This is a genomic window from Rhizobium sp. BK313, assembly GCF_014193655.1.
Classification (GTDB): domain Bacteria; phylum Pseudomonadota; class Alphaproteobacteria; order Rhizobiales; family Rhizobiaceae; genus Rhizobium.
The window spans coordinates 458,356-482,838 of sequence record NZ_JACHZQ010000005.1; the positions used below are offsets into that span (position 1 = coordinate 458,356).

Sequence of the window (24,483 nt, forward strand, 5' to 3'; positions counted from 1 at the left end):
CAGAACATGATTCCGAAAAGCGCAAATCGGATTTTGGGACGAGATCATGTTCAACTACAGCTTCTGTTCAAGCAGCCTCATCATGGAATCCCATGCCTCCGCGGCCGGATCAAGGGCCGTCTGCAGCGGCTCGAATTTCTTGCGCGTTATGGCGCGGGCAAGCTGGAACTGCACCGATTTCGCCACTTCCGAAATTCGCCGGGCCTCACCGGCAGCCTCGGAAAAATCCGCCGACAGCCAGTCGAGATGACTGCCCGCCAGCTCGAAATTGGCGCCGAGCTGACGCAGCGTATTGAAGGCATACTTATGAAAGAAGCCGAAGGGCCGCTCGGCCACTGCTTCCACCTGCGCCGGAAAAACCGCTGCGAAGGCACGGATCGGATTGGCCGTAGGACGACGGCGGAAATGGAAGGCCAGAAGTTGCCTGGATGTCTGGCGGATGGCAGCTTCGCCTGGCACGCTCTCCGGAAACTTCGCGAATTCCGTATAGGGCAGGAAGGGCAGATCCTCGTCCGTCAGATGCAGTTGGAACAGCCCGTCGAAATCCTCGCCCGACAGCCGGAAGAAGCCGCCATTGTGGAAATAGTCGACCTCGCGGGCCGCCATGTCCAACCTGTTGATGGCGACGGTCGTCTTGCCGTGCTCGCGGCGATAGCCGACACCCTGCGTATCGGGCATGTAGAAGGAATCCATCTCGACCAGGCAGAGCCGGCCACGGCCGATCTGCTCGGCGACATGGTGCTGGACCTTGTCGTAGATCGCCAGCTCGGTGCAGCGGACGCCGTAGAGCGCTTCGAGATCCTCTAGCGGCGCTTTGAAGAAGGTGAACTGATCGCCCTCGAAATCCTGACCCAGCGTGAAGCCGAGCATGGCTTCCGGCGGCAGCTTCAGGCTTGCCAGCACTTCGATCCAGAGATCGATGTAGCAATTGGTTTCCGGCCACATGCGCTCGCTATTGTGCAGCGCATGTGGCTTGTATGCGGTGGGATCGAGTCCCGCGAAGACGGAGGCCATGGAAACGATCAGCCCCACAGCGCCTTGCGCACGCTCTCGGGCCATTCCTTGGTATCGAGACCGTGATGGTGGAACAGTGCCAGCGCGATGCGCTCCAGGCCGAAGCCGACGCAGGCGGTATGCGCGACGCTGCCATCCTCGAAGTTCAGGCCCCATTTCGCGCCGAAGGCGTCCTGATGATAGTTGAAGCTCATGCAGGCGGTCGGATTGGCGGACGAGGTGATCGGGATCAGCAGCTCGAACTTCAGGTTCTGGTCGCGCTGGTTATTGGCGAGCATCTTGCCGGCGCGGCCGAAGAACGGATCGTTGGCAACGTCGATGGTCACCTCGAGGCCGACGGCCTTCATCATCTCGACGCCGCGATCCATCCAGCTTTGGCGAAAGTCAGTGACGTGCTTGTCGGTGCCCATGCAGACATATTCGCGCATGCGGAACAGTTGCTGGCGAGCCGGGTCCTTGGAAGGCTCGTGGCGGAAGCAATAGGACTGCAGGTCGAAGAGCGCGCCGTTCTCCGGCAGATGGCCGCGCTTGGCGACCGTCGGATAGAGCGGATAGCAGGCCGCCGGCGTCAGCACGATGTCGGTCGCTTCCTGATCCTTCGTCCAGTCCTCGCCGACTTCCATGCACTTCAGGAGGCTCAGGTGGTCGAGCTCGCTGCCGCAGAAGCTATGCACGGTACCCGCAAGCTGCGGAAAGCTCTTCATGTAGCCGCTCTTTTCAAAGAAGGCGCGGTTCATGCCGGGCGGAAAACGGATGGCCTCGGCGCCGTCGGCGCCGCCGAACTTGTCGATCAGGCGTTCGAAGGCGGCGATGACGTCTTCGAACTGGCCACTACGGCCATAAAGACCATCAACGCCGGTGTCGATCAGAAGACCGGATTCAAAAAGGCGGTCGAGAAACGAGGTCTGCATATCCATGACGGTTATCCCAATAGGCTGGTATCTTGTTTGTGGACGAGCAGCATGGTCGACGTATTGCCGAGGATGCGGTCGTTCGAGATCATCAGTTGAGCGGAATGGGCGTCGCGCAGATGGCGACCGAGGCTATAAGGTGTTCCATTCTTGTAGCCCATGATGCCGCAGATCAGCATGGCGTGGTTGATAATCGGCAGGATCATCTCCGACGACGCGATTTTGACGTTGTTCATGGCGACGGCAAACGCCATCGAGGAGAGCCGGTCGGCATCGACCTTGGCCTCTTCATAGACTTTCAGGCCGGCAACGACGTTCGATTTGACCATCTGCAGCAGGCTGGAGACCTCCGCCAGCCGCAACGCACCGGGTGGCTGCGTACCGGGCGACTTGCGGGCCGCAGCGCGCACGAAAGCCTGGGCGCGGGCGACCGCATCCGCCGCGATCCCATACCAGACGCCGCTCCAGAGCAGATGCGAGCTTGCCAGCATCGATTGCGCAGCGATCTCGGCAAACGGTTTCGGCAGGATCTGCACCGCCGGTGCTTCGCCTTTAAAGAGGAAGCCGTCGGAGCAGGTGCCGCGCATGCCGAGCGTGTTCCACTCGACGGTGCGCCCAAGCGTGTATTGATCCTTCAAGAAGACGGTCAGCACCTGGTCGGACGAAGCCGCCTCGGCATGGCTGCGCGAGGTGATAAGGATCGCGTCGGCGTGGGCGCCGTAGGAGATGACAGTCGCGTCCTTCTCCAGGAAGCAACGATCGCCTTCCACCTTGATGGCGCAGATGCTGTTGCGGAGATTACCGCCGATGCCGCCTTCCGTCGTCGCCGAAGCCAGCAGAAGCTGTTCCTTGGCGATACGGCGCATGAACTCGCGGTGCCAGTCGCTGCCGGCGCCGTGCTCGACCAGGCTCGACAGCTTGATCTGATGCATGGCGAAAACCATGGCGCTGGCCGCACAGGCCTGACCGAGGATCGAGCAGAGTTCAGCTATTTCAGTGATCGATGCACCCTCGCCGCCAAGATCGGCGGGGATCTGGATCGACAGCAGCCTTTCGGCGCGCATCGCATCCACGGCCTCGCGCGGGAACCGGCTCTCGGCGTCGACTGCATCAGCATATTTGCCGGCGACTACCGCGACACGTGCGGCGCGCACCGCCGCCGTGTCTCCGGCTCCGGCTTCAACCAAAGCGACCGCGACGTTCATCAGGCAACCTTTCGGCTATCCAGGATCATGCCGACCGTCTTTTCGATAGCAACGATGCTGGCAAAGGATTTGCGGTTCAGCAGATTGTCGGGAAACTCGATGTCAAAGGCCTCTTCGATGCCAAGCATGAGTTGCACCGATGCAAAAGAAGACAGTCCCGCCGCATAGAGATCGGCATCATCGGCAATCTGATCCATCGTGACGGGGAGCGCACCAAACTTGGCCAGCAAATCGCGAATCGTCTCATTCATCCTGTAGTCCCTCCAGGCAACCGCAAACACGACGGCAGCAACGCCGTCTTATCCTGAGCCGAGAAGTAACAGGTAAAATAGAACATTCCGCTAAGCGACGTGGTAAATATAACCACGCTATACTTAGCAAGAAAATCTTGTATTTAAGTTTTATCTAAATGAAATTTACGATATTTAAGCCATATAAGGTGTCGTTTATAGGGAAATATTTTATAGTTCTAAAATTTGTACGGAATGATGTGCGGAAGAATGGTACTTGGCTGCAAGGTTAATGTGTCAAATTTTCTGGCAAAATTCATTTACAAACGCGGCGCTGCGGACATCCTGAAGTAGCAGAAGCGGGCAAAAAACAGACCCTATCCCTCCGGCGGATAGACATGTTCGCCGCCGCGGTAGTCCGAGATGGAATAGCAGCCTTCACCGAGCTCACGGACGGCGGTCATGCCGATGTCTGCCTTGCCGTGGCCTCCCGGGATATCGAGGATGTAGGTGGGCTGGCAGAGGCCGGAAACGCGGCCGCGCAATGCCGCGACGATCTTTTGTCCCTCCGCAATCGTCAGGCGGAAATGGCTGGTGCCGGGAGCAAGATCGGGGTGATGCAGGTAATAGGGCTTGATCCGCGTTTCGACGAAAGCCTTCATCAGCGCCGTCAGCACATCCGGATCGTCATTGACGCCCTTCAGCAACACGGATTGGCTGACCAAAACGATACCGGCATCGACAAGCCGGGCGCAGGCAGCGCGCGCCTCCGGGGTCAGCTCGCGCGGATGGTTGGCATGCAGCGCCACATAGGTGGTCTTGCCACTCGCCTTTAGCGCTGCAATCAGCGCCTCATCGATCTTCAGGGGATCGACAACGGGCACGCGGGTGTGGAACCGGACGATCTTCACATGTTCGATATCGGCGAGCGCTTTCAGCATCTCTTCCAGCCGGCGCGGAGAGAGCACCAGCGGATCACCGCCAGTCAGGATGACTTCCCAGATCTCCCGGTGATCGCGAATATAAGCAAAGGCGGTATCAAGTGCCGCCGCATCCAGCGTCCCAAGTCCCTGGGGCCCAACCATCTCACGGCGGAAACAGAAGCGGCAATAGACGGGGCAGATATGCACGGCCTTCAACAGCACGCGATCGGGATAGCGATGGACGATCCCTTCGACAGGACTATGGGCATTATCGCCGATCGGATCGGCCCGTTCTTCCGGCGTGACGACGAGTTCGGCCATGTCAGGCACGAATTGCCGGGCAATGGGATCGGCGGGATCGGTGCGGTCGATCAGCCTTGCCACGGCAGGCGTCAGGGCGATGGCATAACGCTCGGCCACCGCTCCCAGCGAAAGAGCCTCGCCGGCATCGATCAGACCGGCCTGCTCGAGGTCGTCGACATTCCTGATCGGTCGCATCACATTCATGAACCAAACTCCGAAACCGGCGCCCAGAGCACCTGTTCGATCCGCGAGGCGCCGGTCGCCAGCATCACCAGCCTGTCGAAACCGAGCGCTATACCGCTTGCCTCTGGCATGACGGCAAGAGCTTCAAGAAATTCCTCGTCCAGCGGATAGGTCTCGCCATAGATGCGCGCTTTTTCGGCCATCTCGATCTCGAACCGGCGTCGCTGCTCGTCGGCATTGGTGAGTTCGCCGAAAGCATTGGCGAGCTCGACGCCGCAGGCATAGAGCTCGAAGCGTTCGGCCACCCGATGATCCCTAGCCGAAGGCCGGGCAAGGGCCGCTTCAGAGACCGGATATTCGTCGAGGATCGTCGCCCGGCCGAAGCCGAGATAGGGCTCCACCTTTTCGACCAGCACGCGGCTGAAAAGATCGGGCCAGTGATCGTCGTTTGCAACACGCATGCCGACACGCCGCATCTCGGCCGCCAGGTGCTCGCGATCCGTCGATCCGTCGAGACCGACCGAACCAAGCAGATCGATCCCGGCGTAACGTTCGAAGGCTGCAGCGACGCTGATGCGCTCCGGCTGAAGGAACGGATCGGTTTCGGCGCCGCGATAGCTGAGTTTCTTCGCGCCCACCGTCTTCGCCGCCAGCGCCAGCAGCGCGGCACAATCGGCCATCAGCGCCTCATAGTTCTCCCCCGCCCGATACCATTCCAGCATGGTGAATTCCGGATGGTGCAGCGGCCCCCGCTCGCGGTTGCGATAGACATGGGCGAAACAGGCGATGCGCTCTTCGCCGGCGGCCAGCAACTTCTTGCAGGCGAACTCCGGCGAGGTGTGGAGATAGAAAGGCGCCTTCTGACCGTCGGTCGTCAGCGCCTCGGTGGCGAAGGCATGAAGATGCGCCTCGTTGCCCGGCGACACCTGTAGCGTCGGCGTATCGACTTCGATGAAATCGTTGCGGATGAAGAATTCTCGCAGCGCCGCCTGGATGGCATTGCGGCCAATGAGGAACGGCCGCCGGTCCGCGTGGACACTGCGGGTCCACCAGGGGGACGCTTTGCTGCTCGTTGGCTCCATTGCACGCTTTCTTCTCGGGATCGCCAGGGATGGGGGTGGCTATTTCCGCTGATTTAGGGTAGTTGCGCCCCCAAGCAAACAATAGCTGCGTCTCGAGGTGTATTTCGACAGTCCTCTACGACGCGACAGGCAGAGTTACAAGGAAGTCTTATGGTCAAGGTCATCGCCTCTTCCGTCCGCAAGGGCAACGTTCTCGACGTGGACGGCAAGCTCTACGTCGTTCTCACGGCTCAGAACTTTCATCCGGGCAAGGGCACGCCAGTCACTCAGGTTGACATGCGCCGCATCGTCGACGGCGTGAAGGTATCCGAACGTTGGCGCACCACTGAACAGGTCGAGCGCGCTTTCGTTGAAGACGTAAACTTCCAATACCTCTACGAAGACGGCGAAGGCTTCCACTTCATGAACCCGTCCAACTACGATCAGGTCGTTGTCGATGTCGAAACCATGGGCGACCAGAAGGCTTACCTTCAGGAAGGCATGACCTGCGTCCTGTCGATCCACGAAGGCATTCCGCTGGCGCTCGAGCTGCCGCGCCACGTCACGCTGGAAATCACCGAAACGGAACCGGTCGTGAAGGGCCAGACGGCATCGTCCTCCTACAAGCCCGCTATGCTGTCGAACGGCGTGCGCACCATGGTGCCGCCGCATATCAATGCCGGCACCCGCGTCGTCATCGCCACTGAAGACAACTCCTACGTCGAACGCGCCAAGGACTGAGCGATCGGCCCATCGTTTCACGAAAAACGCCCTATCCTCGCGGATAGGGCGTTTTTGTTTTGGGTATGATCTTGCGTGCCAGGGCGAATTCGGAGCCCAAACTACCGCGATGGAGCATTTGCCTTCTTGGGGCTCGCGTCCGGTGCCGCTGCCGCCGGCGGCACGACTGCGGCGGCGACCTCCTCGTGCGGCACCAACGCCTGAAGATGCAGGACGCGCGGCGACATCGCCTGGAGATAGGCTTCCGAGCGGCCGATATAGATCACGGTGGCGTCGGTAAATTCCGTCAGCAGCGCCGAGAACTTGGCCTGCATGTCCGGTTCCAGCCCTTCCATCACTTCGTCGAGGATGATCCATTTCGGCTTCGACAGCAGCAGATGCGCAAAGGCGACGGCCTTTTGATCTTCATTGTCCAGAAGCCGGTCCCAGCGGGCCTGTGTATCGAGCCGGCTCTTCAATCGGCCGAGGCCGACCTTGTCCATCGCGGCTTCTACGGCAGCATCGTCGTAGGCATCGCGATCCTCGGGGAAGCTGATCGCTTCGCGCAGCGTACCGCCCGGCACATAGGGCGTATGCGGCATGAACAACATGTCTTCCATCGGCGGCAGGCTGATCGTCCCGGAGCCGCAATTCCATTGATGCGCCAACGACTGGAACAGCAATCTGCGGTTCACACCGTGATCGCCGTTGACCATGATGTGCTCGCCGGCGGCAATCGTCACGGTGCCCTCACGAATGCTGAAGCCGTTTTCGATGGCATCCTCGCTGGTCTTGGTGGAAATCTCCATATCAGTCCAGACCATCCTACCGGGCGCAGCCTGATCGAAAGCAATGGTGTGCGGCATGACGGTGCCATCATCCATCTCCGTCAGCGCCTGGCGGAAATCGGTGACGCGCATCAGTGTGGCGCGCCATTCGGCGATCGGGCCGAAATTGGCGACATACCAGCGCAATGCAGAATTGACCTGATTGAAGGCACCGACCGCCACCATCAACTGGCCGAAGGTCAGTCCGCCGGAGAAATAGGCAGGCGCGGCCACCAGGATCGGAATGATCAGCACCAGCCAGCCGTAACTGGCCGAAACCCAGGTAAGGTTGGTATTGGCGATGGCAAGCTGGCGGATGACGGCAAGCACAGCTGAGATATCGACGTTGATCCGCCGGCGCTCGTTCTCCTCGCCGCCGGCAATGGTGATCGCCGGCATATGTTCGTTGGCATGCATCAGCGCAAAGCGCAACTCGGCTTCCTTGGAATAGCGGTCGGCATTCAGCCGCACCAGCCGGCGGCCGACGAACTGGCTCAGGAACGAGGCCGAACCGGCATAGAGGATCGCCGCCCAGACCATATAGCCGGGAATGGCAAAGCTCATGCCTTTGAAATGGAAGACCATGCCGTTGGACAGCTCCCAGAGCACCCCTATGAAGCTCAGGAGCAGGATCGTCGCTTGCACCAGACCGATAGCCAGCCCTGTCGTGCTTTCAGCAAGATTGCGCGCATCCTCATGCAGCCTCTGGTCTGGATTAACACCGATCAGGCCGGCGGAGGCAAGACGAAGCGCACGCTTGGCCTGCAGCCACTGGTTCACCAGATCCCTCGCCAGACCCTCGCGCATGTAGAGCGCGGTCATTTGGTTCAGCCAGGCCTGCACGACATTGAGGATCAGAAGCAGGCCGGCGATGATGCCGAAGACGCCGAGCTGATGGAAGAAGGCGCCGGTATCGCGCCGCGCCAGTGAATCATAAAAAGGCGCATTCCAACTGTTGAGCAGAACCTGGACATAGGCCGTAACCAAGATAATCGCGAACAACGCAATCGTAAGCGAAATAATCTTGATGCGGACCGCTGAATTCCAAAAGGCGGAAAACATCATCCGCAGCCGATAGAGAACGCTAAAGTCGTATCCGACCCGATCAGCTCCCTGGATATTCGGCTTGGCTTGCGTTTCAACTGCCATCAACACTTCCCTGCAACGCACGTAATCCTCAGTTAATCATGACCTGCTCACATGTCCATCCATGCAATACCTCAGCGTGATCACGTTCGGTATATACACCGTTTCACGCCTTGAACCGAATAAGGCCAAGGACTAGCTTGCGCCCCAAAGATTGATGAAAGCCTTCCAATGCAATTTCAGGGAACCGCAGACTATATCGCCGACAAGGATTTGATGGTCGCTGTCAATGCCGCCATTCGGTTGGAACGCCCACTTTTGGTGAAGGGCGAGCCGGGTACCGGCAAGACGGAACTGGCCCGTCAGGTCGCCTCGGCCCTCGGTCTCGATCTCATCGAATGGAATATCAAATCGACCACCAAGGCGCAGCAGGGCCTCTACGAATATGATGCCGTCTCGCGCCTGCGCGACAGCCAGCTAGGCGACGCGCGCGTCAATGACGTCAGGAACTACATCCGCCAAGGCAAGCTCTGGCAGGCCTTTACGGCGCTGGAGAAATGCGTGCTGCTCATCGACGAGATCGACAAGGCCGACATCGAGTTTCCGAACGATCTGCTGCAGGAACTCGACCGCATGGAGTTCCACGTCTACGAGACCGGCGAAACGATCCGCGCCGCCGTCAGGCCGATCGTCATCATCACCTCCAACAATGAAAAGGAACTGCCGGACGCCTTTCTGCGCCGCTGCTTCTTCCATTACATCCGCTTCCCCGATGCCGAAACGCTGACGCGCATCGTCGCGGTGCACTATCCCGGCATCAAGCAGACGCTGGTGCGGGCCGCACTCACCCAGTTCTTCGAGATCCGCGATGTGCCTGGCCTGAAGAAGAAACCCTCGACCTCCGAAGCGCTCGACTGGATTCGTCTCCTCGTCGCCGACGACGTCGATCCGGCGACCTTGCGCGGAGACGCAAAGAGCGCTCTGCCGAAGCTGCATGGGGCTTTGCTGAAGAACGAGCAGGATGTTCACCTCTTCGAACGCCTCGCCTTCATGGCCCGCGCTCAAGGGAAATGATAAAGCCGGGTGCCGTAAAGGTCCTGATCTACGCGCTGCGCGACCAGCATCTGCTGGTATTCGACGAGCCGGATTTTCCATTCGTCGAATTCCAGGTTCCCGGTGGCACCGTCGAGCCCGGCGAAGATATCGCGGCCGCGGCAATGCGTGAATTCGAGGAAGAGACCGGTTTTTTGCCGGACGAACTGCATGCGGTCGGCGTTGACGACTACCGTTTCGAAAAGAACGGGCGCGAGCAGTATCACCAACGGCACTATTTCCGCTGCCGCATCTCCGAGATGGCGCCCGCCACCTGGCTCCACTACGAAACGACGCCGTTCGGCGGCGGCGGTCCGATTGGCTTCCGTTTCTTCTGGCTGCCGATCGAGGAAGCTAAGCAGCGCCTCGGCTATGGCATGCAGGCGCTCCTTGAACATCTGTAGGCGACAACCAACATGAGGCCGGTCGCCGGCGTCCCCAAATGCTTTTCCATTGACCCGCTGAGATAGCAGGTCTATTGAATTTTTCCCGTGGTGATTTGGCCGGCCGGCTTGCAGCCACGTTAAAAAAGTCGCTAAAGGGCCGCGTGCGGACCGGTAGCGATTCTTATCGCGGCCGGTTTTTTGTTTTTAGTCGAGTGATAACGATGCCCATCAAGATTCCCGATACGCTGCCCGCGTTCGAAGCCCTCCAGAGCGAGGGCGTGCGGGTGATGACCGAAACGGTGGCGATCCGACAGGATATCCGCCCCCTTCAGATCGGGCTTCTCAACCTCATGCCGAACAAGATCAAGACCGAGGTGCAGATGGCGCGCCTCGTCGGCGCCTCGCCGCTGCAGGTGGAATTCTCGCTGATCCGTGTCGGTGGCCACAAGGCCAAGAACACGTCGGAGGAGCACCTGCTCGCCTTTTACGAGACATGGGAAGAGGTGAAGCACCGCAAGTTCGACGGCTTTATAATCACCGGAGCGCCGATCGAGCTTCTGGACTATGAGGACGTCACCTATTGGAATGAGATGCAGCAGATTTTCGACTGGACGGCAACCAACGTCCATTCGACAATGAACGTCTGCTGGGGAGCGATGGCGGCGGTCTATCACTTCCACAAGGTGCCTAAACATACGCTGAAGGAAAAGGCCTTCGGCGTCTATCGCCACCAGAATCTGAAGCCATCTTCGGTCTATCTCAACGGCTTCTCGGACGATTTCGCCATTCCGGTCTCGCGCTGGACGGAAGTGCGCCGAACCGACATCGAAAAGGTGCCGGGACTGCAGATCCTGATGGAATCGAGCGAGATGGGCGTCTGTCTGGTCCACGAGCAGGCCTGCAATCGGCTCTACATGTTCAATCACGTAGAGTATGATTCCACCTCGCTGGCGGACGAATATTTCCGAGACGTGAATGCGGGCGTGCCGATCAAGATGCCGCACAATTATTTCCCGCATAACGACCCGGAGATCGCGCCGCAGAACCGCTGGCGCAGCCATGCGCATCTGTTCTTCGGCAACTGGATCAACGAAATCTACCAGACCACGCCCTACGATCTCGAGGAGATCGGCCAAGAAAGGTTCTGACCTTGTTCATCCCCTTCTTCCTGAAGCTGAAGGAAGCGAAGGTTCCGGTGACGCTCCGGGAATTCCTGTCGCTTCTGGAGGGGATGGAAGAAGGGATCGCCGATTACGACGTCGAGGCCTTCTACTACCTGGCGCGCGCGGCGCTGATCAAGGACGAGCGCTTCATCGACCGTTTCGACCAGGTCTTTGCCGATTACTTCCGCGGCGTGGAGGCGGTGGGCGGTGATACAGAGCCCGATGAAGCGGTTGCTATCCCCGAAGAATGGCTGCGCAAGCTCATCGAAAAACATCTGACGGACGAGGAAAAGAAGCTGGTCGAGGCGCTCGGCGGCTTCGAAAAACTCATGGAGACACTGCGTCAGCGCCTTGCCGAGCAGAAGGGCCGGCACCAGGGCGGCTCAAAATGGATCGGTACTGCCGGCACATCGCCCTTCGGCGCGCATGGCTACAATCCCGAAGGCGTGCGCATCGGCCAGGAAGCGTCCCATCACCGCAAGGCGGTGAAAGTGTGGGACCGCCGCGAATTTCAAAATCTCGACGACAGCGTCGAGCTCGGCACCCGCAACATCAAGGTGGCGCTGAAACGGCTCCGTCGTTGGGTGCGCGAAGGAGCGGCCGAAGAGCTCGACCTGTCCGGCACGATCCGCTCCACCGCCGAACACGGCTATCTCGACGTCCAGACCCGGCCGGAGCGACGCAATGCCGTCAAACTGCTGATGTTCTTCGACGTCGGCGGCTCGATGGACGATCATATCCGGGTTGTCGAAGAGCTATTCTCCGCAGCGCGCGCCGAATTCCGACACATGGAATATTTCTACTTCCACAACTGCCTCTACGAAGGCGTGTGGAAGGACAATCGCCGCCGGCGCGCCGATGTCACCGCAACGACCGATCTGATCCGCACCTTCGGCCCCGATTATCGCATCGTCTTCGTCGGCGACGCCTCGATGAGCCCCTATGAGGTCACGCATCCCGGTGGCTCGGTGGAACACTGGAACAGGGAGGCCGGCGAGGTCTGGCTCAGCCGCATCACCGGTCATTTCCGCAAATGCGTCTGGCTCAATCCGGTGCAGGAGGGCTATTGGAGCCACACCACCTCGATCTCGATCATCCGCCGCCTGCTTGCCGACCGCATGTATCCGCTGACCCTCGGCGGTCTGGAGAAGGCGACGCGGGAATTGTCGCGCTAACCAGCCAGGCTTTTCGGCCGAAAGTAAACCCTCAGCGGCTCCCGCCACAACTACAAAGGCGCCTGTCGGTGCGCCTTCGCTGTGGCGAAGTGCGCCTCGATTGCTTGTTGGCCAGGCACATCTAGCCAATGCCGCGCCTCTTTGCTCAGCCCTCTCCCCGCATTGCGGGGCGAGGGAGCTCTACGGCTCCTCAAAACCTCGCTCCGCAAACTGGAAGGCAACCGTCTACCGCTGTCGTCCCCTCTCCCCGCGAGCGGGGAGAGGGCTAGGGTGAGGGGCTAGCATGGAAACCAATCCACCTGTCGTAAGCATTGCACACTTCCGGCGCAGTGTGGCAACTCCGGAGCCGGATCGAGGCTTGATCGGCAATCCGCCGCGCCTAGATTTCGCAATAGAACTGGTTGCGGACCGGCGCAAATGGGGGCAGGGTCTGGCCTCGAATTTTTGTTAGGAATGGATGAGTTGATATGACGAAAGATAGTTTGGAGCGTGAAGTTTTCGGAACGACGGCTGATGGAGAAACGGTCTATCGCGTCAAGATAACGGGCGGCGGCCTGACGGCCCACATCATGACCTGGGGCGCCGTCATTCAGGACCTGCGCCTCGAGGGCCATGGCCCGGCCCTTCTGCTCGGCTTCGACAACTTCGCCGACTATCCCGCGCATTCCTCCTATTTCGGCGCCACGCCCGGCCGCTGCGCCAACCGCATCGGCGCTGGCCATTTCACGCTGGACGGCAAGGAATACCAACTCGAGCTCAACGAAAAAGGCGTCACCCATCTGCATGGCGGTAAGGACAATACCGCCAAGCGCAACTGGACGATCGTCGAACACGCCACCGACCGCGTCGTGCTGAAGATTGTCGATCCCGACGGACGCGCCGGTTATCCTGGCAATTGCACGATCCAGGCGACCTATTGGGTGCATGGCAACGGCGAATTCTCGATCACCTACGAATCGACCACCGATAAGCCGACGCTGGCCAATGTCTGCCAGCACGCCTATTTCAATCTCGATGGCCGCGACGACGCCCTCGGTCATGACATCATGATCGCCGCCGATCACTATACGCCGACGGACGAGAAGCAGGTACCGACAGGCGAAGTTCGCCCGGTCGCTGGCACCGTCTTCGATTTCCGCGAAATGGCGCCGATGAAGCGCTTCGATGGGGCCGAACAGGCGCTCTACGACCATAATTTCTGCCTGTCCTCTGAACGCACCGCGAAGCGATCGGTAGTGCTGGCGCGCAGCGTCAATTCCGGCGTCTCGCTCGAAGTGCGCACGACCGAGCCCGGCGTGCAGTTCTATGCCGGATTCAAGCTCAATGTTCCCGTTCCCGGCCATGACGGCCGCAAAATCGGCCCCTTCGCCGGTTTCTGCCTGGAAACCCAGGTTTGGCCGGACGCCATAAACCATGAAGGCTTCCCGAACGCCGTCCTTCGCCCCGGCGAAGTGCTGCGACAGGAAACGGATTACATCTTCACCAAGAACTGAGCTGAAGGCACCAATCCAGAAAATGTCGGCCGGGCGCACTGCGCCCAGTCGACTGATTTTTGGCCTGCAGATCAGATTCATCTTGCGGATTGGTTCTAAATAGGTTCTACAAAGAACCCATGGATAGAACCAGTTTAATTGCTGAACTGAACAGCCGCGGCCTGCGCGACGAGGCCATGACCGGGCCGTTGTACAAACGCCTGGCGCAGGCGCTGACCGGCCTTATCCAGGAAGGCCTGCTAAAGGCGGGAGCGGCGCTGCCGGGCGAGCGCGATCTGGCCGAGGCCCTGCAGGTCGGCCGCGTCACGGTCCGCACAGCCTATCGCGACCTGCTAGCCTCCGGCGCGATCGAGTCGCGCCACGGCAGCGGCACGTTCGTTTCGCAACGCGTCGAGCGTATCGAACAATCGCTCTGGCGCCTTTCCTCCTTCTCCGCCGATATGCGTTCGCGCGGCCGCGAACCGGCGGCAAAGATCCTGTCACGCACCGTCAGCGCGCCCGCCCCGGAAGAATCCTTCCTGCTCGGTCTCGGCCTGGATGAACCCGTACTGCGGCTCGACCGCCTGCGCCTTGCGGACGGCCAGCCGCTCGCCATCGAGCGCGCCGTCGTTCCGATCAAATTTCTGGGCGAGGATGCGGTTTCCGAGGGTTCGCTCTATGATGCGCTGGCTGGGAATGGATTCAAGCCGGTCCGGGCTCTGCAGCGGCTGACAGCGGTGACACTCGATCCGACCTCCGCGTCGATCCTCAATGTCAAGGCCGGTGCGCCGGCGCTTTTGATCGAACGTATTTCACGCCTGGAAGACCAGCGCGTCGTTGAATACACCCGCTCGCATTATCGCGGCGATGCTTATGATTTCGTTGCTGAATTGAGAATTGGAGATGACCTATGAGCGAGACCCAATCCCTGATGCTGACGGAGGCCGGCCAGTCGCCGGACGTGGTCGCGACCCTGCTTGAGAAGGAAAAGCCCGCCTTTGCCGAAATCGCAAAGCTCTTCGCCTCCACTCGTCCCTCTGTGATCACCACGGCCGCGCGCGGTTCTTCCGACCACGCCGCCACCTTCTTCAAATATCTCTTCGAAATCTCCTGTGGCGTGCCCGTCGCCTCGGTCGGCCCCTCGATCGCCTCGGTCTATGGCGCTCCTCTGCAACTGAAGGGTGGGATCCACTTTACCGTATCGCAATCCGGCGGCAGCCCTGACATCATCGCGCTGCAGGCAGCTGCCAAGCGAGGCGGCGCCACGACGATTGCCGTCGTCAATGTCACCGATAGTCCGCTCGCCAAGGAGGCCGATATCGTACTCGGTCTCAATGCCGGCCCGGAAAAGAGCGTCGCCGCCACGAAATCCTTCATTGCCTCCGTCGCCGCGCTCGCCGGCGTCACCGCGGCAATATCGGCAGACCCGACGCTCGCGGCCAGCCTCGCCAAACTGCCGGAAGCGCTCGCGGCAACATCGGGGATCGACGGCGGGGCCGCCGAGGACGTGCTCTTCAACGCCACATCGCTTTACACTGGCGGCCGCGGTCCGGCCTTCGCCATTGCGCTGGAGGCAGCGCTGAAGGCCAAGGAAACTTCCGGACTGCATGCCGAAGCCTTTTCGCTTGCCGAGCTGATGCACGGACCGATGCGACTGGTACAGCCGGGTTTCCCGATCGTCGCTTTCGCGCCGGATGATGCAGCATTCGCCAACAATGCCCAGGCGCTTGAGCGCCTGCAAAAGCTCGGCGCCACGGCCGTTTCCTTCTCCACCGCCCCCCTCCCCGGCATCAACCTGCGCATGCCCACCACCGGCAACGGCCTGCTCGACCCGCTGGTGTCGCTGCTCTGCTACTATCGCCTCGTCGAGTCCGTGACGCGGCGCAAAGGCTTCGACCCCGATAAGCCGGCTAATCTTCTCAAGGTAACGGAGACCATGTGATGGAATACAAGGTCTTTACCGGTGCCCGCATCTTCGACGGCGAGCGGTTTCACGAGGATAGCGCGCTGGTGACGGGCAATGGCAGGGTGCAGACGATCACCGCCGCCAACAATGTGCCCGACAATGCCGAAGTGGTCCGCCTTCAAGGCGGCGTGCTGTCACCCGGCTTCGTCGACGCGCAGGTGAACGGCGGCGGCGGCCGTATGCTGAACGATGGGCCTTCGCCCGAATCCATGTACATGATCGCTGAGGGGCATCGCCCCTATGGCACCACGTCGCTGCTGCCGACGCTGATCACCGATGTCGCCGCGGCAACGACGGCCGCAATCGAAGCGGCGACCGAGGCGGTCAAGGCCAACCGTGGCGTCGTGGGTCTGCATCTCGAAGGCCCGCATCTGGCGCCGGCCCGCAAGGGCGCGCATCTGGCCGAGCTGATGCGCCCGGTCGAAGACAGCGACGTCAAGACCTTCATCCGTGCCCGCGAGGCAATCGGTACTCTGCTGATCACCATGGCGGCGGAGCAGGTAACCGAACGCCAAGTACAGGCGCTGAACGAAGGCGGCGTCATCGTCAGCATCGGCCACAGCGACAGCACAGCGGAAGCTGCTGATGCCCGCTTCGACGCCGGCGCCCGCGGTGTCACCCATCTCTTCAACGCCATGAGCCAGATGAGCCATCGCGCGCCGGGCCTCGTGGGTGCTGCGATCGACCATCCCGCGCCCTGGTGCGGCATCATCGCCGATGGCCACCATGTCGATCCGCGTGCCCTGCGCATCGCGCTTCGCGCCAAGCGCGGCGAAGGCCGGCTGTTCTTCGTCACCGACGCCATGTCGCTGGTCGGCACCGATCTTCCAAGCTTCACCTTGAACGGCCGCACCGTCTATCGCACCAAAGGTGGCTATTGCTCGAAGCTGACGCTGGACGACGGCACGCTCGCCGGCTCCGACGTCGATATGGCCTCGACGATCCGTTATGGCGTCAACGTCCTGGAGCTTTCCTTGGCGGAAGCCCTGCGCATGGCGACCTCCTATCCGGCCCGCTTCCTACGTCTTGGTGATCGGGGTCACCTGACGCCCGGCGCCCGCGCCGATCTCGTCCATATCAACGACGGCATCGAAGTCACCGGGACATGGATCTCGGGCCAGCCATCGGCTTGAAGCCGCAAACGAGAGAGGCACGGAATGACCGCAGTCACGGACAGCTATTTCTCCGCCCTCATCGGTCGGCTGGAAACCTTGCGCGAGACGCTCGCCGAGCCGATAGCGAAGGCGGCCGGCGCCATCTGTGCGGCGGCGCGCGCCGACCGCCGGGTCTATGTCTTTGGCACCGGCCATTCGCATATGCTGGCGGAAGAGGTGCACTATCGCGCCGGCGGCCTGGCCTTCACCATCCCCGTGCTGGTCGGCTCCGCCATGCTGCATGAAGGCGCCGTCATCAGCTCGGTCTATGAGCGCACCGAAGGTCTGATACGGCCAATCTTCGAACGCTACGGCATGCAGCCGGGCGATGTCCTGATCATCGCCTCCAATTCCGGCGTCAACGCGGCCCCGATCGAGGCCGCCGACTACGGCCGCGAGATCGGTGCGACTGTCATCGCCATCACCTCGCTCGCTTACTCTACGGCCATCGCCAATGGCCGACGCCGGCTGGCCGATATCGCCGATATCGTCTTCGACAACGGCCTGCCGCCGGGCGACGCCATCATCGACCTGCCGGGGAGCAATTTGAAAGTCGGGCCGGCATCGACCGCAATCGGCACCACGGTGCTGAACGCCATCTTCGCCGAGGTCGCCGCCGAGCTTTGCAAGGACGGTGACCCACCGGTCTATCTCAGCGCCAACATGCCGGGCGCCAAGGAGATCAATCAGCGGCTGGTGAAAAAATACCGGCCGCGCAATCCTCATCTTTGATCGGATGCCTATTTCGCCCTCCTGTTGTCGAAGGAACGGGCGAGAAACAAAAATCTGGGTTCAGGCGAGGCTCATCCCTCGTCTGGAGCTGTTCAGTTTTTTTGCGGAACCGCCCCGACGATAGAGAGCGCCGGGTGATATTCCGAGGCGCTCCCTTGACCCGCACTCCGCCCGTCAGCATAGTGATCAAATGGCAATCTGATATCCGATCTTATTTTATGCTGAAACCTGAGGAGGTTAGCAAGATCGAACCTTTCAACTTGTCTTTGGCTGCCGGTTGCACCCGATCCCCGCACAAAGTCTGAATGCGAAAATGGAACACAGGGAGATCTCGCGACAGGCGGCCGACGAATTCAAACGTATCTGGGAGGAAAACAGGATGAGCGTTACACGCAGGGAGTTTCTCGTTCAAACCGGATTGGTGACAGCCGTAGCCGCCCTAGGCTCGAGTGTCGCCAGCGCGCCGAGCTTCGCAGCGGATGGCGACACTATCACAATCGCGCTTGCTGCCCGTGGCCCGGTCGGCCTCAATCCACAGCAGACCGGTCTCAACGGCGGCGACAACTGGGCGATTGACCAGATGTACGACACCTTGGTGAAAGCACCCGATGGTCGCTGGGCGGTGAAGCCGGAAGAGTTTCTGCCTGGTATCGCCGAGAGCTGGGAATCGTCTGCTGATGCCAAGATCTGGACCTACAAAATCCGCAGGGGCGTGAAGTTCCACAAAGGCTACGGCGAAGTTACCGCCGATGACGTGGTCTTCACATTCGGCCGCCAACTCGATCCGAAGCTGCCGACGGCCAACAAGGTCTTCTATTCCAACATTGTCGCCTGCGAGGCCGTGGATCCGATGACCGTGCGCTTCACACTGAAAAGCCCGGATCCGCTGTTCAACGGCAGTTGTGCGTCAACGCTCAGCGTCTCAATTCTTTGCAAGAAGGCGTTCGAAGAGAGAGGCGACGGCTACAATACGGACCCGATCGGCACAGGTCCCTATCAGGTCAAATCCTTCAGCCAGACGGACGGCATTCAGTTCGTGGCCTTTCCGGATCATTTCGAAGGTCCCCCGGTCACGCCCAACCTGCAGGTCACATATATCGCCGATACCACTGCGCGCACTCTCGCCTTTGCCTCCGGTCAGGTCGATATGATCGAGGGCGTGCGTGCGCCGGGCTGGATCGACTCGATGAAGCAGCGCTTGCCGCAGACGATCTTCGATGCGACGGCGCCAGGCAGTCATAATACGCTCAACATCAATCTGACGCGCAAGCCACTGGACAATCTCAAGGTGCGGCAAGCCATACGCTACGGCATCGACAATACGGCGATCGCCACAGCATTCAACGGCATTGCGGCGCCCATGGTCGGGGTAATTGCTTCACAGTTTGCCGGCTCCGTGAAGGTCGACGATCTGCCGCCGGAACTGCAGTATAAGCCCGATCCGGAAAAGGCGAAGGCATTGCTCGCCGAAGCAGGCTATCCCGATGGCGTGACGATCCCCTGCTATGTCAGCCAGCGCGAGGACTACGCCTCGATCATGTTGATGATTCAGGAACAGCTACGTGGGGCCAACATCAAGCTCGATCTCAGCATGATCGACCACAACGCCTTCCATGCGGATAACCGCCTCGACAAGAATTCGCTGGCCCTCTACTCGTCAAGTTTCCCCCCGGTACCCACGCTGACGCTCTCCTCACAGCTCGCTGCCGCCGCCGAAGTCAAGGCCGACGGCAAGGGACAGGGCAACTACAGCCACTATGGCGTCGCCATTCCCGGCATCGATGATCTTCTTGCCCAGGCCCAGAACGAACCTGATTTCGACAAGCGCATTGCAATCATCCAAGCGGCTGAAAAGAAGGTGCTGGCTGATCTGCCCCTACTCGGCATTATCACGCTGTCCTACGTGATTGCCCGAAATCCGCGCATCGATATCGGCTACAAGGTCGCGTCGGGACCAGCCTATTGGTCGCTTGCGAAGGCCAAACGCATCGCCTAGAGCGCCGTGCGTTCATTTGAACGCACAAAGGTCGTTCGAGTCTTTTGAATCTAGAGCATCCTATCCGTTTGCAGGTGATTCCACCTGAAAGCGGAATGCTCCAGAGCAATTCCAGGAAAAGTGCGAAGCGGTTTTCCGTCCGGGATTGCGAAAAAACAAAAAGATAGAGCGGTTCTGCGTTTCCGTGAAAGCTGACCGCTCTAGTGCGTTTCTGTCTTGGTTGCCGTCCTCATGGGCGCTACCGATTCGTCCTTGACGGCCTCCGACTGCTTCCGCCGCCTGCGCAGCACGACGTAGAAGACCGGGGTCAGGAACAGGCCGAACAGCGTCACGCCGAGCATGCCCGAAAAGACGGCGGTGCCGAGCGACTGGCGCATTTCCGCACCGGGACCGGTAGCGATCATCAGCGGCACGACGCCGAAGATGAAGGCGAAGGCAGTCATCAGGATCGGCCGCAAACGCAGATGGCTGGCCTCGATCGCCGCTTCGACGGCGCTCTTGCCCTCCAACTGCGCCTGTCGGGCGAATTCCACGATCAGGATCGCGTTCTTCGCCGCGAGGCCAATCAACACGATGAGGCCGATCTGCGTCAGGATATTGTTATCCATGCCCCTTAGATGCACGCCGATGAGAGCAGCCAGCACCGCCAGCGGCACGATCAGGATGATGGCAAGCGGCAGGATCCAGCTTTCATATTGAGCCGAAAGCGCCAGGAAGACGAAGATGACCGACAGCGCAAAGATATAGACCGCCGTGTTGCCGGTATTTCTTTCCTGATATGCAAGCTCCGTCCATTCGAAGGTCGTACCCGGCGGCAGCAGATTGTTCGCCAGTCCTTCCATCGTATCGAGCGCGGTGCCGGTCGAAACACCCGGCCCCGGATTGCCCTGGAGGGGGACCGAGACATACATGTTGTAGCGTTGAACAAGTGTCGGCCCGGTCGTATCCCTGATATCGACCAACGTACCGAGCGGCACGAGCGCACCGGTCGCCGAGCGAACCTTCAGCGCCAGAATATTCTCGCGGTCCATGCGATACTGCTGGTCCGCTTGCGCCCGCACCTGGTATACGCGGCCAAAGGCGTTGAAGTCGTTGACATAGGACGTGCCGAGATTGATCGACAATGTCTCGAAGATATTCGGGATCGGCACATTCAGCGCCCGCGCCTTGTCGCGATCGATCGCCAGGAAATATTGTGGGCTATTGGCCGAGAAGGTGGTGAAGACGCCGCTGACGTCCTTGTTTTGCGCCGCCACGCCCATGAGCTGATAAGCAAGCGGCAGAATGCGGCGCATATCGGGATTTTCCCGGTCCATGATCTGCATTTTGAAGCCGCCGGAATTGCCGACGCCGCGGATGGAAGGCGGCGGGATGGCGATGATGAAGGCTTCCTGGATGCCTTGCAGACTGCCATAGAGCTGGCCGATGATCTTGCTGGCCGACTCCCCGCTCTTCAGCCTCTCCTCGAACGGTTTGAAGGGCGTGAAGATGACGCCGGAATTCGAGGCATTCGTGAAGGTCGCGCCGTTAAAACCGGCGAAGGCGACAGCATTTTCGACGCCCGGTGTTTTCCTGATGATCTCAGTCGCGTTCTGAATGACCGCGTTGGTGCGCGCGAGCGACGCACCATCCGGCAATTGCACGACGACGATCGCATAGCCTTGGTCCATGGTCGGGACGAAGCCTTGCGGCACGATCTTGCCCATGTACCAGGTTGCGCCAAGCAGCCCGACGAAAACAAGGAGCGCGCAGCCGAGCGCGAACCAGGTGGTGACGAGATGGCGGATGATCCAGGAATAGCCGCTGCTCATCCGGTCGAAGCCCCGATTGAACCCGTTACCCAGAGCGCGGCCAAAACGCGAGAAGATGTTGTTGGATTTCTTATGGTCGTGCGGGCGCAGCACGATCGATGCAAGCGCCGGCGACAACGTCAGCGAATTCAGGCACGAGATCGCCGTTGCGACGGAAATCGTCACCGCGAACTGCCGGTAGAACTGCCCCGTAATGCCGGGAATGAAAGCCGTCGGCAGGAAGACGGCGATGAGGACCAGCGAGATCGCCAGTACGGCGGTACCGACCTCGTTCATGGTCACATGCGCGGCCTCCTTCGGCGTCATCCCGAGTGCGAGATTGCGCTCGACATTTTCGACAACGACGATCGCATCGTCGACGACGATACCGATGGCCAGCACCAGGCCGAACAGCGTCAGCATGTTCAACGAAAAACCGAAGGCAAGCAGAAAGGCAAAGGTGCCGATCAGCGATACCGGAATTGCGACGATCGGAATAATCGCCGTTCGCCAGGATTGCAGGAAGACCAGCACGACGATGGCGACGAGGATCGCCGCCTCGAAGATCGTCTTGTAGACCTCGTTGATCGATTCCGAGATGAAATCGGTCGGATTATAGACGATGCGATACTCGAGGCCCTGGGGGAAATCCTGGGCCAGGCCCTTCATCGTCTTCTGGATGTCTGCGGCGGCGGCAAGCGCATTGGTGCCGGGCCGCGCAAAGATACCGAGCGCAACGGCGGGGGCGCCGTTCAGATAACTGTTGGTGACGTAGTCCTGAGCGCCGAGCTCGATGCGCGCCACGTCCTGCAACTGCACGAGCCGGCCGCTATCCGTCGCCTTGACGATGACATAGCGGAATTGCCGTGCATCGGAAAAACGTCCCTGAGTCGTTACCGTATATTGAAAGGCGTTCGTGCCCGAAACAGGCGGCCCGCCGATCGCGCCGCCCGATACCTGCACATTCTGATCCCTCAACGCCTGGACGATATCGCCGGCCGTCATGCCGTAGGCTGAAAGCTTTTCCGGGTCCAGCCAGATGCGCAGCGAATATTGCCGCTCGCCGAAGAGCTGCACGTCGCCGACACCGTCGAGGCGGACGAGAAGGTCGCGGATACGCGTTCGGGCGTAGTTAGAGATATAAAGCTGATCATAGCGATTGCTGGGCGAAAGCAGATGCACGACCATCATCAGGTCGGGCGAGCTTTTGACCGTGGTGATGCCGATGCGGCGGACATCATCCGGCAGGCGGGGTTCGGCGATAGCGACGCGGTTCTGGACCAGAACCTGCGCCTTGTCGAGATCCGTACCGAGCTTGAAGGTGATGGTCAGCGACATCGAACCATCGGCGCTGGAATAGGAGGACATATAAAGCATGTCCTCGACACCGTTGACCTCCTGCTCGATCGGCGTTGCCACCGTATCGGCGATCGTCTGCGAATCCGCGCCCGGATAGGAGGTTCGCACCACGATCGTCGGCGGCGCGACCTCCGGATATTGCGCGACCGGAAGCTGGAAATAGGCGATGCCGCCAACAATCAGCAAAACGATGGAAAGGACCGACGCGAAAATCGGCCGGTCGACGAAGAAATGGGAAAATCTCATTGGTCCGACCCCTGAGCCGCTGCCTGGGCCGGTGCCTCTTGGTTCGACGCTTCCTGCGGAAGCTGGATCAATTGGGGCGCGACCTTGACGCCGGGCCGGATGCGCATCAACCCATTGACGATGATGGTCTCGTCACCGGTCATACCGCTGCGGATGACGCGATAGCCGTAAAGCTTCGGGCCAAGCCGCACGGACTTCGGCGTGACGTTGCCATCTCCGTCGACAGTGTAGACGACACGCTGATCCTGATCGGCGCCGATGGCTTCGTCAGGAACGAGGATGGCTCTGTAGCTGTTGGAACCTGCGACCTGAATGCGCCCGAACAGGCCGGGCTGTAGGATAAAATTCGGATTGGGGAAACGGGCGCGCACGCGGATCGTACCGCTTTCATTGTCGACGCGATTTTCTGCGAAATCGAGCTTGCCCTTGAACGGCTGTTGGCGTGGGTCGGCGATCGTCACGGTGACGTCGAGGCCACCGCCGCCCTGCTGCAGGGCACTGCCGTTCTTGCGCGCCTCATCGGCATAGGAAAGCAGCCGGCGCTCATCGACGTCGAAATAGAAATCGATCGGATCGAGCGCGACGATCGTCGTCAAAACGGTCTGATCCGCCTGGACGAGATTGCCGACCGAAATCAGTCGCCGGTCGATACGACCGCCGAGCGGCGCGGTGATCCTGGTATATTCCATGTCGAGCGAGGCGCGATCGACAGCCGCCTGCGCTCCGCGGACATTTGCCTGCGCCGAGATGAGGTCGCGGCGGCGATCATCGAGATTGGATGCAGACAAACTGCCGGTACCCGCCAACGCCTGCGTGCGCGCAAATTGCGCATCGGCATTCGTGAGCGTCGACTTCGCCACTTCCAGCGAAGCTGTCGCTTCATTCAACGCGTTGACATAAGGCCGCTGGTCGATGACGAAGAGCAGGTCTCCCTGCTTCACCATCGTGCCGTCCTGAAAATGCACTTCCTGCAGATAGCCGCCGATGCGCGAACGAACGGAGACCTCGTCGACCGCCTGGAAGCGTCCGATGAATTCATCGCTATCGATGACATCCCGGACGACAGGCTTGGCAACCGTCACCGGCGCTGCGGGCGGCGCATTCTGCGCCAGCACCTGAAACCCTGTGAGAACAGCAATTGCACAGCTCAATAAAGCGACACGCGCCAGCGTCATCGGCATGAAGGACCCCCTGAACAATAGATCACCCACGGCAAAACTGCCGCGTCAAGCGTTCGTCATGTCTGCCTGCAGCCTTCTGCGAAGGACCTGTGACCGCCATCGGCGGAATCCCGTCAGGTCTCTTCGGACTTCCCAATGCGTTGCAGATCACCGATGATCCGCATGTCGTCCAGCTGGAGGGCTGGCACTTTCAACACAATGTATAAACAGTTTATCGAATTCGACAACAGAGAATAGCTGGCGCGCATCGGCTGCAACCATTTGTTTTTTTTAATATACCGATAGCGATGAAGGGTTGATGACACGGC

At 60.2% G+C, this 24,483-nt stretch carries 20 protein-coding genes and 1 riboswitch; of the genes, 11 read left to right on the top strand and 9 right to left on the bottom strand.

Annotation, left to right across the window (positions count from 1 at the left end; translation table 11 throughout):
* Nucleotides 1-54 precede the first annotated feature (54 nt).
* The 6 genes from FHT86_RS25630 to epmA form a co-directional block, all read right to left on the bottom strand.
* On the bottom strand, nt 55-1,014 hold the full coding sequence (locus FHT86_RS25630) for a DUF1839 family protein (protein WP_133709268.1): 960 nt from the start codon (nt 1,012-1,014) through the stop codon (nt 55-57).
* 8 nt (nt 1,015-1,022) lie between these two features.
* Nucleotides 1,023-1,931, bottom strand: a complete 909-nt coding sequence (locus FHT86_RS25635) for an amino acid--[acyl-carrier-protein] ligase (RefSeq protein ID WP_133708848.1) — start codon at nt 1,929-1,931, stop codon at nt 1,023-1,025.
* A 5-nt stretch (nt 1,932-1,936) separates the two neighbouring features.
* A complete protein-coding gene (locus tag FHT86_RS25640; protein ID WP_133708847.1) occupies nt 1,937-3,130 on the bottom strand; it encodes an acyl-CoA dehydrogenase family protein in 1,194 nt (397 codons plus the stop codon).
* Nucleotides 3,130-3,381: an acyl carrier protein gene (locus FHT86_RS25645; RefSeq protein WP_028751512.1), complete on the bottom strand. Its 252-nt coding sequence runs from the start codon at nt 3,379-3,381 to the stop codon at nt 3,130-3,132. Before FHT86_RS25645 ends, FHT86_RS25640 begins: the two co-directional genes overlap by 1 nt.
* Before the next feature lie 356 nt (nt 3,382-3,737).
* On the bottom strand, nt 3,738-4,790 hold the full coding sequence (locus FHT86_RS25650) for a lysine-2,3-aminomutase-like protein (protein ID WP_133708846.1): 1,053 nt from the start codon (nt 4,788-4,790) through the stop codon (nt 3,738-3,740).
* A complete protein-coding gene (gene epmA / locus FHT86_RS25655) occupies nt 4,787-5,851 on the bottom strand; it encodes an EF-P lysine aminoacylase EpmA (protein ID WP_133708845.1) in 1,065 nt (354 codons plus the stop codon). Before epmA ends, FHT86_RS25650 begins: the two co-directional genes overlap by 4 nt.
* A 150-nt stretch (nt 5,852-6,001) precedes the next feature.
* On the opposite strand from epmA, the gene efp reads away from it, so the two are divergent.
* Complete coding sequence (efp, locus tag FHT86_RS25660; protein ID WP_133708844.1) at nt 6,002-6,571, top strand: elongation factor P; 570 nt, start codon at nt 6,002-6,004, stop codon at nt 6,569-6,571.
* A 101-nt stretch (nt 6,572-6,672) separates the two neighbouring features.
* On the opposite strand, the gene FHT86_RS25665 is transcribed toward efp, so the two are convergent.
* Nucleotides 6,673-8,526, bottom strand: coding sequence for an ABC transporter ATP-binding protein/permease (locus FHT86_RS25665; protein ID WP_133708843.1), 1,854 nt, complete (start codon nt 8,524-8,526; stop codon nt 6,673-6,675).
* Between the two features lie 168 nt (nt 8,527-8,694).
* Between FHT86_RS25665 and FHT86_RS25670 the strand changes: the two genes are divergently transcribed.
* From FHT86_RS25670 to FHT86_RS25715, 10 genes are all read left to right on the top strand, one after another.
* A complete protein-coding gene (locus FHT86_RS25670) occupies nt 8,695-9,537 on the top strand; it encodes a MoxR family ATPase (RefSeq protein WP_133708842.1) in 843 nt (280 codons plus the stop codon).
* Nucleotides 9,537-9,959: an NUDIX domain-containing protein gene (locus FHT86_RS25675; protein WP_133709267.1), complete on the top strand. Its 423-nt coding sequence runs from the start codon at nt 9,537-9,539 to the stop codon at nt 9,957-9,959. The genes FHT86_RS25670 and FHT86_RS25675 overlap by 1 nt, the downstream gene beginning before the upstream one ends.
* A gap of 77 nt (nt 9,960-10,036) precedes the next feature.
* A riboswitch (SAM riboswitch) is annotated at nt 10,037-10,114 on the top strand.
* A 48-nt stretch (nt 10,115-10,162) separates the two neighbouring features.
* The gene (gene metA, locus FHT86_RS25680; protein ID WP_133708841.1) at nt 10,163-11,089 is read left to right on the top strand and encodes a homoserine O-succinyltransferase; all 927 of its coding nucleotides are present in this window, start codon (nt 10,163-10,165) and stop codon (nt 11,087-11,089) included.
* A 2-nt stretch (nt 11,090-11,091) separates the two neighbouring features.
* The gene (locus tag FHT86_RS25685; protein ID WP_133708840.1) at nt 11,092-12,279 is read left to right on the top strand and encodes a VWA domain-containing protein; all 1,188 of its coding nucleotides are present in this window, start codon (nt 11,092-11,094) and stop codon (nt 12,277-12,279) included.
* 467 nt (nt 12,280-12,746) lie between these two features.
* Entirely contained in the window at nt 12,747-13,772 is a 1,026-nt protein-coding gene (locus FHT86_RS25690) for an aldose epimerase family protein (protein WP_133708839.1), read from the top strand.
* Nucleotides 13,773-13,891: 119 nt separating this feature from the next.
* Nucleotides 13,892-14,665 (top strand): GntR family transcriptional regulator, encoded by a 774-nt coding sequence (locus FHT86_RS25695; RefSeq protein WP_133708838.1) that lies wholly within the window; start codon nt 13,892-13,894, stop codon nt 14,663-14,665.
* Nucleotides 14,662-15,693 (top strand): SIS domain-containing protein, encoded by a 1,032-nt coding sequence (locus tag FHT86_RS25700; protein ID WP_133708837.1) that lies wholly within the window; start codon nt 14,662-14,664, stop codon nt 15,691-15,693. The genes FHT86_RS25695 and FHT86_RS25700 overlap by 4 nt, the downstream gene beginning before the upstream one ends.
* Nucleotides 15,693-16,850 (top strand): N-acetylglucosamine-6-phosphate deacetylase, encoded by a 1,158-nt coding sequence (nagA, locus tag FHT86_RS25705; protein WP_133708836.1) that lies wholly within the window; start codon nt 15,693-15,695, stop codon nt 16,848-16,850. The genes FHT86_RS25700 and nagA overlap by 1 nt, the downstream gene beginning before the upstream one ends.
* A gap of 24 nt (nt 16,851-16,874) precedes the next feature.
* Nucleotides 16,875-17,603, top strand: a complete 729-nt coding sequence (locus tag FHT86_RS25710) for an SIS domain-containing protein (RefSeq protein WP_133708835.1) — start codon at nt 16,875-16,877, stop codon at nt 17,601-17,603.
* A gap of 379 nt (nt 17,604-17,982) precedes the next feature.
* Entirely contained in the window at nt 17,983-19,599 is a 1,617-nt protein-coding gene (locus FHT86_RS25715) for an ABC transporter substrate-binding protein (protein ID WP_166656869.1), read from the top strand.
* Between the two features lie 200 nt (nt 19,600-19,799).
* Here the strand turns inward: FHT86_RS25715 and FHT86_RS25720 are convergent, their stop codons facing one another.
* Together FHT86_RS25720 and FHT86_RS25725 are read right to left on the bottom strand one after the other, a co-directional pair.
* Nucleotides 19,800-22,994, bottom strand: coding sequence for an efflux RND transporter permease subunit (locus tag FHT86_RS25720; RefSeq protein WP_133708833.1), 3,195 nt, complete (start codon nt 22,992-22,994; stop codon nt 19,800-19,802).
* The gene (locus FHT86_RS25725; RefSeq protein WP_133708832.1) at nt 22,991-24,175 is read right to left on the bottom strand and encodes an efflux RND transporter periplasmic adaptor subunit; all 1,185 of its coding nucleotides are present in this window, start codon (nt 24,173-24,175) and stop codon (nt 22,991-22,993) included. Before FHT86_RS25725 ends, FHT86_RS25720 begins: the two co-directional genes overlap by 4 nt.
* Nucleotides 24,176-24,483: the final 308 nt, after the last annotated feature.

Coding starts and splice junctions, on each gene's coding strand:
- FHT86_RS25635 (WP_133708848.1), bottom strand. CDS start 1,931: ATGGATATGCAGACCTCGTTTCTCGACCGCCTTTTTGAATCCGGTCTT.
- nagA (WP_133708836.1), top strand. CDS start 15,693: ATGGAATACAAGGTCTTTACCGGTGCCCGCATCTTCGACGGCGAGCGG.
- FHT86_RS25725 (WP_133708832.1), bottom strand. CDS start 24,175: ATGCCGATGACGCTGGCGCGTGTCGCTTTATTGAGCTGTGCAATTGCT.
- epmA (WP_133708845.1), bottom strand. CDS start 5,851: ATGGAGCCAACGAGCAGCAAAGCGTCCCCCTGGTGGACCCGCAGTGTC.
- FHT86_RS25700 (WP_133708837.1), top strand. CDS start 14,662: ATGAGCGAGACCCAATCCCTGATGCTGACGGAGGCCGGCCAGTCGCCG.
- efp (WP_133708844.1), top strand. CDS start 6,002: ATGGTCAAGGTCATCGCCTCTTCCGTCCGCAAGGGCAACGTTCTCGAC.
- FHT86_RS25670 (WP_133708842.1), top strand. CDS start 8,695: ATGCAATTTCAGGGAACCGCAGACTATATCGCCGACAAGGATTTGATG.
- FHT86_RS25710 (WP_133708835.1), top strand. CDS start 16,875: ATGACCGCAGTCACGGACAGCTATTTCTCCGCCCTCATCGGTCGGCTG.
- FHT86_RS25645 (WP_028751512.1), bottom strand. CDS start 3,381: ATGAATGAGACGATTCGCGATTTGCTGGCCAAGTTTGGTGCGCTCCCC.
- FHT86_RS25695 (WP_133708838.1), top strand. CDS start 13,892: ATGGATAGAACCAGTTTAATTGCTGAACTGAACAGCCGCGGCCTGCGC.
- FHT86_RS25665 (WP_133708843.1), bottom strand. CDS start 8,526: ATGGCAGTTGAAACGCAAGCCAAGCCGAATATCCAGGGAGCTGATCGG.
- FHT86_RS25720 (WP_133708833.1), bottom strand. CDS start 22,994: ATGAGATTTTCCCATTTCTTCGTCGACCGGCCGATTTTCGCGTCGGTC.
- metA (WP_133708841.1), top strand. CDS start 10,163: ATGCCCATCAAGATTCCCGATACGCTGCCCGCGTTCGAAGCCCTCCAG.
- FHT86_RS25715 (WP_166656869.1), top strand. CDS start 17,983: ATGAGCGTTACACGCAGGGAGTTTCTCGTTCAAACCGGATTGGTGACA.
- FHT86_RS25650 (WP_133708846.1), bottom strand. CDS start 4,790: ATGAATGTGATGCGACCGATCAGGAATGTCGACGACCTCGAGCAGGCC.
- FHT86_RS25690 (WP_133708839.1), top strand. CDS start 12,747: ATGACGAAAGATAGTTTGGAGCGTGAAGTTTTCGGAACGACGGCTGAT.
- FHT86_RS25630 (WP_133709268.1), bottom strand. CDS start 1,014: ATGGCCTCCGTCTTCGCGGGACTCGATCCCACCGCATACAAGCCACAT.
- FHT86_RS25640 (WP_133708847.1), bottom strand. CDS start 3,130: ATGAACGTCGCGGTCGCTTTGGTTGAAGCCGGAGCCGGAGACACGGCG.